At 63.2% G+C, this 12,956-nt stretch carries 13 protein-coding genes; 6 read left to right on the top strand and 7 right to left on the bottom strand.

The features are described from left to right. The 5 genes from odhB to CHB90_RS16200 all read left to right on the top strand — a co-directional run bounded on the left by odhB (position 1) and on the right by CHB90_RS16200 (position 5,302). Positions 1-1,539, top strand: coding sequence for a 2-oxoglutarate dehydrogenase complex dihydrolipoyllysine-residue succinyltransferase (odhB, locus tag CHB90_RS16180; RefSeq protein WP_089278900.1), 1,539 nt, complete (start codon positions 1-3; stop codon positions 1,537-1,539). Positions 1,540-1,642: 103 nt separating this feature from the next. Beyond that, a complete protein-coding gene (locus tag CHB90_RS16185; RefSeq protein WP_089278901.1) occupies positions 1,643-2,641 on the top strand; it encodes a glycosyltransferase family 2 protein in 999 nt (332 codons plus the stop codon). Between the two features lie 64 nt (positions 2,642-2,705). Then, complete coding sequence (locus tag CHB90_RS16190) at positions 2,706-3,116, top strand: MAPEG family protein (RefSeq protein WP_089278902.1); 411 nt, start codon at positions 2,706-2,708, stop codon at positions 3,114-3,116. Between the two features lie 116 nt (positions 3,117-3,232). Continuing rightward, positions 3,233-4,627: a dihydrolipoyl dehydrogenase gene (gene lpdA / locus CHB90_RS16195; RefSeq protein WP_089278903.1), complete on the top strand. Its 1,395-nt coding sequence runs from the start codon at positions 3,233-3,235 to the stop codon at positions 4,625-4,627. A gap of 147 nt (positions 4,628-4,774) precedes the next feature. Further along, positions 4,775-5,302, top strand: a complete 528-nt coding sequence (locus CHB90_RS16200; RefSeq protein WP_141135906.1) for a hypothetical protein — start codon at positions 4,775-4,777, stop codon at positions 5,300-5,302. A gap of 7 nt (positions 5,303-5,309) precedes the next feature. Here the strand turns inward: CHB90_RS16200 and CHB90_RS16205 are convergent, their stop codons facing one another. From CHB90_RS16205 to CHB90_RS16220, 4 genes are read right to left on the bottom strand one after another with little or no spacing between them, the layout of a single operon-like run. Beyond that, entirely contained in the window at positions 5,310-5,915 is a 606-nt protein-coding gene (locus CHB90_RS16205; protein WP_089278905.1) for a pyridoxamine 5'-phosphate oxidase family protein, read from the bottom strand. Beyond that, positions 5,902-6,624, bottom strand: a complete 723-nt coding sequence (locus CHB90_RS16210) for a lysophospholipid acyltransferase family protein (RefSeq protein ID WP_170941092.1) — start codon at positions 6,622-6,624, stop codon at positions 5,902-5,904. Before CHB90_RS16210 ends, CHB90_RS16205 begins: the two co-directional genes overlap by 14 nt. Next, positions 6,624-7,523 (bottom strand): cell division protein FtsX, encoded by a 900-nt coding sequence (locus tag CHB90_RS16215; protein WP_089278906.1) that lies wholly within the window; start codon positions 7,521-7,523, stop codon positions 6,624-6,626. The genes CHB90_RS16210 and CHB90_RS16215 overlap by 1 nt, the downstream gene beginning before the upstream one ends. Positions 7,524-7,525: 2 nt before the next feature. After that, positions 7,526-8,203 (bottom strand): cell division ATP-binding protein FtsE, encoded by a 678-nt coding sequence (locus CHB90_RS16220; protein ID WP_089278907.1) that lies wholly within the window; start codon positions 8,201-8,203, stop codon positions 7,526-7,528. A gap of 156 nt (positions 8,204-8,359) precedes the next feature. Between CHB90_RS16220 and CHB90_RS16225 the strand changes: the two genes are divergently transcribed. Then, positions 8,360-9,244, top strand: a complete 885-nt coding sequence (locus tag CHB90_RS16225; RefSeq protein ID WP_245823272.1) for a zinc-ribbon domain-containing protein — start codon at positions 8,360-8,362, stop codon at positions 9,242-9,244. 174 nt (positions 9,245-9,418) lie between these two features. Here the strand turns inward: CHB90_RS16225 and CHB90_RS16230 are convergent, their stop codons facing one another. The 3 genes from CHB90_RS16230 to CHB90_RS16240 form a co-directional block, all read right to left on the bottom strand. After that, the gene (locus CHB90_RS16230; RefSeq protein ID WP_089278908.1) at positions 9,419-10,684 is read right to left on the bottom strand and encodes an ABC transporter permease; all 1,266 of its coding nucleotides are present in this window, start codon (positions 10,682-10,684) and stop codon (positions 9,419-9,421) included. Further along, a complete protein-coding gene (locus CHB90_RS16235) occupies positions 10,681-11,487 on the bottom strand; it encodes an ATP-binding cassette domain-containing protein (RefSeq protein WP_089278909.1) in 807 nt (268 codons plus the stop codon). The genes CHB90_RS16230 and CHB90_RS16235 overlap by 4 nt, the downstream gene beginning before the upstream one ends. 125 nt (positions 11,488-11,612) lie before the next feature. Continuing rightward, positions 11,613-12,620 (bottom strand): taurine ABC transporter substrate-binding protein, encoded by a 1,008-nt coding sequence (locus tag CHB90_RS16240; RefSeq protein WP_089278910.1) that lies wholly within the window; start codon positions 12,618-12,620, stop codon positions 11,613-11,615. Positions 12,621-12,956: the final 336 nt, after the last annotated feature.

Genomic DNA, 12,956 nt, shown 5'->3' on the forward strand with positions numbered 1-12,956 from the left:
ATCATGACCGAAGTGCGTGTTCCCACGCTTGGGGAATCGGTGACCGAAGCAACGGTCGCAACCTGGTTCAAAAAGCCCGGCGATGCCGTGGCGGTGGACGAAATGCTCTGCGAACTGGAGACTGACAAGGTCACGGTCGAGGTGCCCTCGCCCATTGCCGGCACCCTGTCGGACATTGTGGCCGCAGAGGGAGAGACGGTTGGCGTGGACGCCTTGCTTGCCAATATCTCCGAGGGGGACAGCGGATCGGATGCCGCGCCCAAACCCAAGGCAAAAGACGCCTCTGCCGACGCTCCCAAGGCGGATGCGGACGCAGGAGGGGCCAGCGTTGACGTCATGGTGCCCACGCTGGGCGAATCCGTGACAGAGGCGACCGTTTCCACATGGTTCAAGAAGGTCGGCGATCAGGTCGCGCAGGACGAAATGCTGTGTGAGCTGGAAACCGACAAGGTGTCTGTCGAGGTGCCCGCCCCAGCCGCAGGCACGTTGACAGAGATCATCGCCAACGAAGGCGACACCGTGCAGGCCGACGCCAAGCTGGCGGTTCTGTCCTCGGGCGGCGGTGCCGCGCAGGCAGCCAAATCAGAGGCTGCGGGCGGCACTCAGTACCATACCCCGGCCGCGGGCAATGGCGGTCCGGGCAAGGACATCAAGGACGGTCCCGCCGCTGAAAAAGCGATGGCAAAGGCCGGGGTCCAGCGCGACGCCGTGACCGGAACCGGCCGCGATGGCCGCGCGACAAAATCCGATGTCGCCGCCGCCGTGGCCGCCGCCAGCGCCGCGCCCAAATCTGCGGCCCCGGCCTCTGCACCGCGCGCGCCGGTCCCCGCCGACGATGCCGCGCGTGAGGAACGGGTCAAGATGACCCGCCTGCGCCAGACCATCGCCCGCCGTCTCAAGGACGCGCAGAATGCCGCCGCGATCCTGACCACCTACAATGAGGTGGACATGACGGAAACGATGGCGCTGCGGAAGGAATACAAGGATCTGTTCGAGAAGAAGCACGGCGCGCGCCTTGGCTTTATGTCCTTCTTCACCAAGGCCTGCTGCCATGCGCTGAAAGAAGTGCCGGAAGTGAACGCCGAGATCGACGGCACTGACATTGTCTACAAGAACTTTGTCCACATGGGCATCGCGGCGGGCACGCCGCAGGGTCTGGTGGTTCCGGTTATCCGCGACGCCGACAAGATGTCCTTTGCCGAGATCGAAAAGGCGATTGCCGAAAAGGGCAAGCGCGCCCGCGACGGCAAACTGTCGATGGCGGAAATGCAGGGCGGCACCTTTACCATCTCGAACGGTGGTGTTTACGGCTCGCTCATGTCCTCGCCGATCCTCAACCCGCCGCAGTCCGGTATTCTTGGCATGCACAAGATCCAGGACCGCCCTATGGTCATCAACGGTGAGATCAAGATCCGCCCGATGATGTATCTGGCCCTGTCCTACGATCACCGCATCGTCGACGGCAAAGGCGCTGTGACCTTCCTTGTGCGGGTCAAAGAGGCGCTGGAAGATCCACGCCGGTTGCTGATGGATCTGTGATTCTTTTCGAGGGCCGGGCTGAAGCCCGGCCTACGCCTGCTTATTGAACAGGTGCGCAGTCATTGCGCACCTTGCCCACCTCACCGAATTGCGCCCGTCCCTCATGAGCGATGCCCAAGACAAAACGTCCTATGCGCGGCGCATCGCCCTTGCCGCCTGTATGCGCAACGAAGGCATCTTTGTGCTGGAATGGCTGGCGCATCACCGCGCGCTTGGCTTTGACCCGGTGATCGTTGTCACGAACGACATCACCGATGGCTCTGACACGCTGCTGGATGCGCTTGCCGCCAAGGGGCTTGTCACCCATATCGCGCAGACCGTGCCCGCAGGGGCCGCGCCACAGGACAGCGGCATGGACCGTGTCCTGCGCCATGCCCGCGACAGGGGCATCAGCCATATCCTGCACATCGACAGTGACGAATTTCTGGCCCTGCTGGACGGCTCTTTGGCTGACTTGATGACGCGCACAGAACAGGCCGATGTGGTCGCCGTTCCGTGGCGGGCGTTTGGGGATTCAGGCGTCACGCACTGGTCCCCCGGCGATCTGGTGACAGAGCGGAACACCCATGCCGAAGCCGCCCCCGTGCCGCGTGAGACCAAGACCAAATGCCTGTTCCGGGTGGCCAGCTTTGCCCGCGCCACCGATCACAATCCGCTGGACCCGCAGGTGGATGACCCGGTGGTGATGACCCCGGACGCCGAACTGTTGGACAACCGCACGCTGTATAACGCCAAGAGCGCGCGCTTTCGCCCGCACTACATTGCCGCCCGTCCGAAGACCGCGCAATTGTTTCACTACGCGATACGGGCGCAAGATTGTTTCCTGATGAAGAACGATCGTGGCGACGGCCAAGGCCGACAGGGCGAGGCCAAATACCACCTGAACAGCGCGTGGCACCGCAAGGCAAACCGCAACGAGGTTGAAGAGCGCGCTTTGGCCGACTGCGCGCCTGCGCTGCGCAAGACCCTGGCAGAGTGGCGCGCCGACCCGGCTATCGCCAAGGCCGAAAAAGCCTGTCAGGACTGGTTCATCGCCCGCCGCGCGCAGTTGCTGACGCCGGAAAACCGGGCGGCGTGGACCCGTGGAAAGGTGAGTATATGACCACTGTGACACCGTATGATGCCAACCATGAGGTCCCGGGTCCGGCCCGGGACGGGGGGATGCTATGACCCCCGAACTGACGGCCCTCACCCTCGCCGCGCTGTTGCAGGTGGTGCAATATGTGCTGATGTCGGTGCCCGCCAATCTGGAACTGGGTCCGGGCAAGACCATGAGCCCGCGCGACCGCGCCCGGCTGGGCGGATCGCTAGAGGACCAACTGTCACCGAAAACCGCGCGGCTGGTGCGGGCGCTGAACAATCACTTTGAAGGGCTTATCCTGTTTTCGATCGCCGTCTTCGTGATTACCTTTTCGGATCAGGGCACCGGGATCACCGCAGCCCTGTCCTTTGTCTATCTGCTGGCCCGCCTGCTGTATGTCCCGGCCTATTACTTTGGCTGGACGCCGTGGCGGTCGCTGATCTGGCTGGTGGGCTTTGGTGCCACCGCCCTCTTGCTTTTGCTGGCTTTGATATGAGCCTTTGGAATCGCGCCACACCCTGCCCTGACCGGGCTGACCATACCTATGCGGAGTCTGCCCCTTGCAGACGGGGGCAGCGCCCCCTTCGCCGCTGACAACGAAAGGAACATACCTTGGCACAATACGATCTTATCGTCATCGGTTCTGGCCCCGGCGGTTATGTGGCCGCAATCCGCGCCGCCCAACTGGGGCTGAAGACCGCCTGCGTCGAAGGCCGTGACACTCTGGGCGGCACCTGTCTGAACATCGGCTGCATCCCGTCCAAGGCGCTGCTGCACGCGACCCATTCGCTGCACGAGGCAGAGCACAACTTTGCCAAGATGGGTCTGAAGGGCAAGTCGCCGTCGGTCGATTGGGACCAGATGAAGGCCTACAAGGACGACGTTGTCGGTCAGAACACCAAGGGGATCGAGTTCCTGTTCAAGAAGAACAAGGTCGACTGGCTCAAGGGTTGGGGATCCATCCCCGAGGCGGGCAAGGTCAAGGTGGGCGATGAGGTCCATGACGCCAAGAACATCATCATCGCCTCGGGGTCAGAGCCGTCGTCGGTGCCGGGCGCCGAGGTGACGATTGACGAAAAGATCGTCGTGACCTCGACCGGGGCGCTGGATCTGCCGAAGGTGCCGAAGAAGATGGTTGTGATCGGCGCCGGTGTGATCGGGCTGGAAATGGGGTCCGTCTACAAGCGTCTGGGGACCGAGGTGCATGTGATCGAGTTCCTCGATCATATCACGCCGGGCATGGATGGCGACATGCAGAAGGGTCTGCTGAAAATCCTCAAGAAGCAGGGGATGGAGTTCACTCTGGGTGCGGCGGTGTCCAAGGTCGAGACGCTGAAGACCAAGGCCAAGGTGACCTACAAGCTGCGCAAGGATGACAGTGAACACACCGTGGATGCGGATGTGGTTCTGGTGGCGACAGGTCGCAAACCCTACACCGACGGGCTGGGACTGGACGCGCTCGGGGTCGAGATGAGCCAGCGCGGCCAGATCAAGACCGACGGCAAGTGGCGCACCAATGTGCCCGGCATCTACGCCATTGGCGACGCCATTGACGGCCCGATGCTGGCGCACAAGGCCGAGGATGAGGGCATGGCCGCCGCCGAGGTGATCGCGGGTCGACACGGCCATGTGAACTATGGCGTGATCCCCGGCGTGATCTACACCACGCCCGAAGTCGCCTCTGTCGGGAAGACCGAAGAGCAACTGAAGGAAGAGGGCGTTTCCTACAAGGTTGGCAAGTTCTCATTCATGGGGAACGGCCGGGCCAAGGCCGTGTTCCAGGGCGACGGGTTCGTCAAGCTGTTGGCGGACAAGGAAACGGACCGCATTCTGGGCTGTCACATCATCGGCCCGGCGGCGGGCGATCTGATCCACGAGATCTGTGTCGGCATGGAATTCGGAGCCTCTGCCGAGGATATCGCGCTGACCTGTCACGCGCATCCGACGTTCTCGGAAGCGGTGCGTGAGGCGGCGTTGGCCTGTGGTGACGGCGCGATCCATATGTAAGCCAGCGTGGGCGGTGGGGGCCGAGCGGGGGTTTCACTCCCCCGCACCCCCGTGGGGTATTTTTGCAGAAAAGAAGCTGGGGACGAACGTGTTTTTCAGGATTTTCGCCCCATCGCTGCGCAAACCGGATGCTGGGCAGAGGTCTTGGTGAACAAGATCATCCTGAGTGCCATCGTCGTCGTTGGCGGAGCTGTCGGCTACATGGCCGGGGGGCTGATATGGGCCCCGCCGCCCAGAGACAAGAGGATTGCAACCCTGTTCGAAGAGGTCTGCGTCACGCAGGCGTTTGGTGAGGAATTGGCGACACCCCCCTATCGGGGACTGGTGCGGATAAAGTCCTTTGAGGGCATGCGCATGTGGGTCGACCCGGTGTCGGCCAGTTTCCTGGAAATGTCCGACGCCCGGTGCGAGATCATGACCCATGACCCCAATGCGCTGAGCCGCAGAGACGCGGAGAAACTGGCTGCGCGGATCGAACCGATCGTTTTGGACAGTTTTCCCGATCTGGCGTTTGATCCAGACGTGACCTTGGGTGACGGCACGGTTTCACGCGGCTGGATGCGCGGTGAGGCCTTTACCAATGAGCGACGGGGCGTGGTTTTCTTTGCCTATCCCGAGATGGAGGACGGTGCGGGCAGCTCTTTGACCCTCTTTTATCCCGACCCGCCGGACTGAGCGGCGACTACCACATCCTGGGTTTGGCGGATTCCGGATAGGTGCGGTCGTAGTCCTTGCCGCCGTGTGCGCCGTTTGACATGTCGGCGAGGATTTCGCCGCTTCTTGGCAGGCCCTCGGAAATGTCGCCGCAAGTCCAGAGGGCGGAGCGCATCAGCGCCTTGGCGCATTGGGTGTAGACCTCTGCCACCTCGATCACGATGACCGTGGCGGGCAGCTTTTCGCCCTTGGCAAAGCTCTGGCGCAGTTCGGCATCGTCGGTCAGGTACGCGCGGCCATTGACGCGCACAGTGGTGTTGGTTCCCGGCACCAGGAACAGCATCGCCGCGCGCCCGTCCTGTACGATGTCGCGCAGGCAATCCAGACGGTTGTTGCCCCACCAGTCGGGCATCATCAGCGTCGTTTCATCGCTCACGCGCACCACCGGGCCGTCATCGCCGCGCGGCGAGCCGTGCACGCCCTCTGGCCCCACGGTGGACAATACAGCAAAGCGTGCGCCCTCTATCCAGCGGCGATAGAGCGGTGTCAGGTGAGTGGCGACCTTGCTGAGCGACGCGGGCACAGGGGCGCCATACAGCGCGTGCAGATCATCGAGTGTTTCAAGCCTTCGCATCGAAGCCAGCCTCTTTCATAAGCGCGTCAGAGGCGGTTTCGACCTCGTCCCGCAGGCGTTCCAGAAACTTGTCGCGGCCCAGCCCCGGTTCGATCCTCGGCAGGAATTCGACCACGGCAAGGCCCGGTTTGCGGTAGATCCCCTTGCGCGGCCAGAACACGCCCACGTTGGTGGCCGCCGGCACGCAGGGTTGGCCGGTCTGTTCATAGAGCAGCGCGGTGCCGATCTTGTAGGGGGCCACGACGCCGGGGGCGATGCGGGTGCCTTGGGGATAGATGATCAGCTGGCCGGGATCAGCGGCGCCATGGTTCACGTCGCTGAGCATCTTGGCGATGGCCTGCCCGCGTTTGCCGCGCGCCACCGGCACGCAGCCGATGCGCAATGCGTACTGGCCGATGACAGGCGCCCACATCAGTTCGCGTTTCATGATGAACTTGCCCGCCGGGATCGCGCCAAAGATCAGGATGATGTCGAGAAAGCTCTGGTGTTTGGCGGCGATCAGCACCTCATCCTGTGGCACCGGGCCACGCACCTCGGTCCGCAGTCCCACCATCAGCCGCGCGGTCAGGCGCACCCAGCAGCAGTAGGTCTTGCAGGCGACGCGCGCGCCGCGTTTGGACACCAGCGCCCAAGGCAGAAAAACAATCCCGATGACCGCCATCATGGCGTACATCTGCACGACAAAAAGAAGCGACATCACCCAGCGCATCAGGCCAGTTCCCCCAGGACACGGCGCGCGGCCAGTTCGGTTGCCACAAAGGCCACGGCCGCAGCCGATAGCGGCACCAGCAGCGGCCAGAGCCATTGCAGCCCGCCGAAACGCAGGCCCGTGAGGATGCCGCCGGTGTCCCCGGCAGAGGGCATCAGCAGCAGCACAATGAGACCGGCAAAGGTGCCCACCGCCGCCCCGGTCAGCGTGCGCAGGGTAAAGCGGCGCACAAAGGCGCCCGCGATATAGCCGTCTGTCGCGCCAACCAGCCGCAGCACGGCAATCACCTGCGCATTGGCGGCCAGTGCGGCATGGGCGGCCAGCGTGACCATCGCCCCGGTGGCCGCGCCGATCAAGCCGATCGCCACCCAGCCCAGCAGCCGCAGCCGCCCCGCCGCCGCCACCAGCGGCCTGCGCCAGCGGTTGTGTTCATCCAGCACAGCGCCCGGTGCCTCTGCCTGCAGGCGAAGGCGCAAGCCGTCGGCGTCATAGCCGCCCTTTGCCTCCTGCACCTCGACGATCTGCGGCATAGGCAGGCTTTCCAATGGCAGATCGGGGCCGAACCACGGCTCCAGCAGGGCGCGTTGTTCATCTGTCGTCAGAGCACGGGCGGAGTCGATCCCCGGTGTCTGTTCCAGCACCCGCAGGACGGTGGCGGTCTGCGCCGCCAATTGTCCCTCGGGCGCGGAAATGCGGATCGTCGAGGCACGGGCCAGTTCCTCTCCCCAGGTGCTCGCCAGTCGCCCGGCGGCCAGGCTGAGGGCGAGCGCAAAAACCGTGAGAAAGGCCATGGCGGCGGCCGTGAACAGCGTCAGGCGCACGGTGAACCCGGCCGGAGGCACCACACGGTCGGCGCCTGCGTCGCGCGTGATCAGTCCCTTGAACCGGGCCAGCAACATGTTCACAGATCTGCCCCCGCCGATTGCAGCGTGCCACCCGCGATGCGCAGAATGCGGGCGGGCACCAGGCTTTTGGCGGCGCGGATCAGCATCAAATCGTGGGTGGCGATCATCACCGTCTTGCCCATCTTGTTCAGCTCGACCAGCAGGCGCAGCAGGCGTTGCGACATTTCCCAGTCGACGTTGCCGGTGGGTTCATCGGCTAAAATCACATCCGGGCTGAGAATCAGCGCACGGGCCAGCGCGGCGCGCTGACGCTCGCCTCCAGACAGTTCGGGCGGCAGGGCGTCGGCCTTGGCGGTTAGTCCGACCCAGGTCAGCAGTTCGCGCAAATTGTCCACCTGATCCACCGACGCCTGCCCGGTCACGGTCAGCGGCAGAGCCACGTTTTCCGCCAGCGGCAAGTGGTCGAGGAACTGACAGTCCTGATGCACGACACCGATGCGGCGGCGCGCAAAGGCCACGGCATCACGGTCCATGTCTGCGACATCGGTGTCAAACACCGACACCCGTCCCTCTGTCGCCCGCAACGCGCCGTAGCACAGTTTCAGGAAGGTCGTCTTGCCGGATCCCGACGGGCCGGTCAGGAAATGGAACGATCCGGGCGCCAGTTGCAGGGACAGGCCCGAAAACAGCGCTGCACCGCTGTAGGAATAGGCCACGTTGTCCAGCTCGATCACGGGGGCTCTGCCTCTGTTGTTGGCGTTCTGGACGCAGTTTTGCCTTAGGTATCGCGCCGTTGCAACGCGCGGGCCGCAGAATTGGACTTTTCCCGCCGAAACGGGCAGCTTAAGGTTCAGGCGGACGCCCCGGAGGGGCATCGCAAAAGACGACACATGCAGGACGAGACAGGGGATCGAGACGGAATGCGGCTGGTTTGCCCAAATTGCGGCGCGCAATATGACGTGCCCGTCGAAGTGATCCCCGAGGCGGGCCGCGATGTGCAATGCTCGAACTGTGGACATACATGGTTTCAAAAGCGGGTGGCGCCGTCACCAGAGGCGCACTCGGCGCCTGCGCCAACCCCGGAACCGATCGCGATACCGGAACCGCCCGATCCGGACCTGCCCGCCCCAAAGAAAAGCATCGACCCGGAAATGGCCGAACTGTTCCGCGAAGAGCGCGAATTCGAGGCGCGCCAGCGCGCTTCCGAGGGCCTGGAAACACAGCCGGATCTGGGGCTTGAACCCCCCGCCGAAGATGAAAGGACGCGCCGCACCCGTGAGAGTCGCGAACGCATGGCGCAGCTCAAGGGCGAAGAAATTGCCCAAGGGTCAGACCGCCCGGTGCCTGCCCCTGCCCCGGCAGATGCTGAACTGCAGGCTGCGGCGGTGGCGGCCGCCGCCGCGTCGCGGCGCGAATTGCTGCCCGATGTGGACGAAATCAACCAGACCCTGCGCGCCTCGTCCGAGCCGCGCGTCATCGACCGCGAGGCCGGGACGCCATCCCGTGGCGTGCCGCGCCAGACAGGCAATCCCTTTGCGCGCGGCTTCATGCTTGTCGTGCTGTTGGCGGTGATCGGCGTGGCCCTTTATGTCAGCGCCCCGAAACTGTCACAGCAGGTGCCGCAAGCGGCCCCCTACCTCGATACCTATGTTGCGACGGTGGACAAGGGGCGCGTCTGGCTGGACGTTCAGGTCAAGGCGCTGCTGTCACAACTTGACCAGTTCAGTTCTGAGGCCGCAGCCCCCGATCCGGTGGCCCCAGATTCAACCAACTGATCGAACCAACGGCCCTACTGACAGACCCCGCGGTCCTGGTGCCTGTTCCGGGTTGGTGGGCTAAAACGCAAAAACGCGCCCAAGGCGCGCTCTGCGGGACGGCGGGCGGGGCGATGTTCCGGCCAAAGGCCGGGACGAGCGCCGTACGGCGTCTCGCCCCAACATTTACCGCCGTCAGGTTCGGCCTTTCCACGGCACCAGGGCCTTTTCCGCCATACGCATCAGAATATCGATGCCAAAGCCGATCACGCCAATCAGAATAATGCCCATCAGCACGATGTCGGTCTGCTGGAACTTTGATGCCACCATGATCATCATGCCCGCGCCTTTTTCCGCCGCCACCAGTTCAGCGGCCACCACGGTGCCCCAACAGACGCCCATCGCCACACGCGCGCCGGTAAAGATCTCCGGCAAGGAGTTGGGCATGATCACATGGCGCATGATCTGGAACTTGGACGCGCCCAGCGAATAGGCCGCGTGGACCTTGGAAATCGACACGCCCGACACACCTGCGCGGGCGGCAATGGCCATGATCCAGAGCGCCGCAAGAAACAGCAAGATGATCTTGCCCACTTCGCCAATGCCCGCCCAGATGATCACCAGCGGGATCAGCGCCAGTGGTGGCACCGGCCGCATGAATTCGACGATCGGATCGAACCAGCCGCGAAACCAGTTCGACAGGCCCATGGCAAAACCCAGCGGGATGCCGACCAGCGCCCCAAAGACAAAGCCCACGACAACGCGAAACAGCGAATAGCCAAGGTGCTCCAATAGGGTGAAGCTGCGATAGCCTTCGGTGGCGATCTCACCCACACGGACCCAGACCGCCTCTGGTGCAGGCAGCCAGATCGGCTCCATCTGCCAGCCTTTTGCAGGCTCAAAGTTCAGCGTCCCCTTTGGCGACATGCCGACACGACCGAACTTGGTAAACACGGATTGCCCCGGCGCAATGGGTTCGCCATTCACCGCGATCACCTCATGCCCGTCATCGCGGCCAAACTCATCGTTGCTGTCCACCCGGATCAGGCCAGAACGCCACGCACCGACGGTGTCGACATCGTTCTTGGCCCAGCCGTCGCCGGGATCAACGACCGGCTGTTCGACCTCTGTTCCGACCTCAAAGACACGGATGGTCACAGTGGCGTCGTCGGGGGCCTGCCCCGCTGCCTGCGCGGTGTAGGTAAAGGTCGCGTCACCGATAAAGGGACCCGGCGCGTGCAGGAACCCTGGCACAAGGGTCGATCCGGTGAAGGCGGCCCAAAGCAGAAAGATCGACAGAACAGAGACCACACTGGCGATCCGGTTCGGGGTGACCGCGCTTTCGTCGCCAAAGGTCACGGTCTTGAGCGAGGTGTAATCGGTCGCCGCGCGGTGGACGACAAATTTGACCACAAAGAATGAGATTACAAAGATCGCGAAGTAGATGGCAAAGACGATCATGCGCTTTCCTCCGTGCGGCCCATAATTTCCTCTTCCATGTCCCAGATCATGCTAAGGATCTCTTCGCGTTTTTGCCCGAAATCCGGGTGTTTCTTGACCTCTCGCAGGTCGGCGTTCACGCCCATGTCGGCAAAGGGCAACCGGTATTCACGGTGGATGCGCCCCGGACGCGGGGCCATGACCAGCAGGCGTTCGCCCAGCAACAGCGCCTCTTCGACGGAATGGGTGATCAGGATGATGGTCTTGCCAGTCTCTTTCCACAGCTTCAGCACCAGGCCCTGCATCTTTTCCCGCGTCAGCGCGTCCAGCGCGCCCAGCGGTTCATCCATCAGGATCACATCCGGGTCATTGGCCAGACAGCGGGCCAGGGCAACGCGCTGTTGCATGCCGCCCGACAGTTCATAGACCGCCTTTTCCTTGAAGTCGCGCAGGCCGACCACGTCCAGCAGGTGGTCGACGTGGGTGCCCCAGTCACGTTCGCGCTTGCCCGCCATGCGGGGGCCAAAGCTGACGTTTTCCCGCACGCTCATCCATTCGAACAACGCGCCCTGCTGGAACACCATGCCGCGTTCGGCATCGGGGCCTTTCACGCGATGGCCGTTGAGGGTGATCGTGCCGTCGGTGGGCGCCAGAAAGCCCGCGACGATATTCAACAGCGTGGTCTTGCCGCAGCCCGAGGGGCCCAGCACGCTGAGCAGCTCGCCTTCGGCGAGTTGCAGCGATACGTCCTTGAGCGCCTGAACGGAGGATCCGTTTGGCAGGTCGAAACGCATGGAGATCTTTTCGATGGTAAGTCCGCTCATGGCCTCCGGTCTTTCACTGGATGTTACAGGAGGGGGAAAGGCGTCTTTGGACACCTTGCATCAGGTTGGGCAAAAAACCTGTCGGCCCGGCACACCCTTTGGGCATGTGCCGGGCCGTTGCGTGCTTACATGCCGTTTGCGGCTGTCAGCGGATCGACATTCACGTTGTCGGCGTAGCTGTCGAGCGCGGCATCGATGGAACCTGCCTCGACAAAGACATCTGCGACGCCCTTCATAAATTCCTGCGCGCCGCCGCCGAGCCATTTGGCCGTGAGCTGGTCAGCGACGGTCGGGAAGATGAAGGTCGAGATGGTGGCCATGGTGGCATCCGGGTCCATGCCGGCATCCTTGGCAATCACAGGCAGCATCTTGTCGTGGTTGGCCTCATCCGCCCACATGGCGTTGGCCTCTGCGGTGACCTTGAGGAACGCGGTCACCACGTCAGAGTTTTCCGCAACCCAGCCCGCCGGGCCGGAGGTGACGTCAAAGACCAGAATGCCCAGCTCTTCCTTTTCGGTGCCTGTCAGCAGGATGTTGCCGTGTTCCAGCATGCGGCGCAGCGACCCGCCCCATCCGCAGGCCATGTCAACCGATCCCTGTGCAAGGGCGGCGGCGCCATCGGGCGGCGCCATGTCGACAACTTCCATCGTGCCGATGTCGACGCCAAAGTGGCCCATCTGCTTGAGGAAACCGTAATGCGCGGCGGTGCCCAGCGGCACGGCAACCTTTTTGCCTTCCAGCTCAATCGCCGAATCCTTGTCGATCTCCAGCGCCTCCAGCACGACGCAGTTGTCGTTTTCCGAATAGGTGACCGCAACGTCGAGGATCTGTAGATCCTGACCGGCGCTGGTGGCCACCACGAAGGGCGGAACACCCTGCGACACGCTGAGTTGCACATCACCAGAGGCCATCGCCGCCGACATCGCCGTGCCGGTGTCAAAGCTGACCCAGTTGATGGTGACGCCCATGGCCTCATCATACATGCCAGTCGCCTTGGCGTACTGGAACGGCATCGGCCATTCGAGGAAATAGCCCACAGTGATCTCACTGTGGCCCGCGGCATAGGCGGTCTGGGTTCCGGCCAGCACGGCCAGCGCCGCGGCGGCCCCTTTGAGAGTGGTCTTGATCATCATAGTTGGTCTCCCTGTTAGCAGTCCGCCACATTGGCGGATCGGTCCGTACGCACGGGGTCGCGCGTTTGGCGGCGCCTCGTGCCGGGCGCTCTGGCCAATTCGGACCGGAAAACAGGCAACGGATCAACGGTTTTTCCCGATGTTTCCCCGGATTTCACCGCAACAGTTGTTCCTTTCCAGAAAGCCAAATCTATCTATCGTGCTGAAAATGTTTGAAAACGCGTTGAGGGGCCGTCGTGGATTCGGCGAAACCCCGCGACTTTGGACTTATATGCGCGCAAAATCTGGACCTAACGACTGCCCATAAAACTGGCCCATGTGGTAGTATCCCTACGC

The sequence above is a fragment of the Antarctobacter heliothermus genome, from assembly GCF_900188425.1.
Classification (GTDB): Bacteria; Pseudomonadota; Alphaproteobacteria; order Rhodobacterales; family Rhodobacteraceae; genus Antarctobacter; species Antarctobacter heliothermus.

Coding starts and splice junctions, on each gene's coding strand:
- CHB90_RS16185 (WP_089278901.1), top strand. CDS start 1,643: ATGAGCGATGCCCAAGACAAAACGTCCTATGCGCGGCGCATCGCCCTT.
- CHB90_RS16215 (WP_089278906.1), bottom strand. CDS start 7,523: ATGTTGCTGGCCCGGTTCAAGGGACTGATCACGCGCGACGCAGGCGCC.
- CHB90_RS16210 (WP_170941092.1), bottom strand. CDS start 6,624: ATGCGCTGGGTGATGTCGCTTCTTTTTGTCGTGCAGATGTACGCCATG.
- CHB90_RS16205 (WP_089278905.1), bottom strand. CDS start 5,915: ATGCGAAGGCTTGAAACACTCGATGATCTGCACGCGCTGTATGGCGCC.
- CHB90_RS16230 (WP_089278908.1), bottom strand. CDS start 10,684: ATGATCGTCTTTGCCATCTACTTCGCGATCTTTGTAATCTCATTCTTT.
- CHB90_RS16235 (WP_089278909.1), bottom strand. CDS start 11,487: ATGAGCGGACTTACCATCGAAAAGATCTCCATGCGTTTCGACCTGCCA.
- CHB90_RS16190 (WP_089278902.1), top strand. CDS start 2,706: ATGACCCCCGAACTGACGGCCCTCACCCTCGCCGCGCTGTTGCAGGTG.
- CHB90_RS16225 (WP_245823272.1), top strand. CDS start 8,360: ATGCAGGACGAGACAGGGGATCGAGACGGAATGCGGCTGGTTTGCCCA.
- CHB90_RS16240 (WP_089278910.1), bottom strand. CDS start 12,620: ATGATGATCAAGACCACTCTCAAAGGGGCCGCCGCGGCGCTGGCCGTG.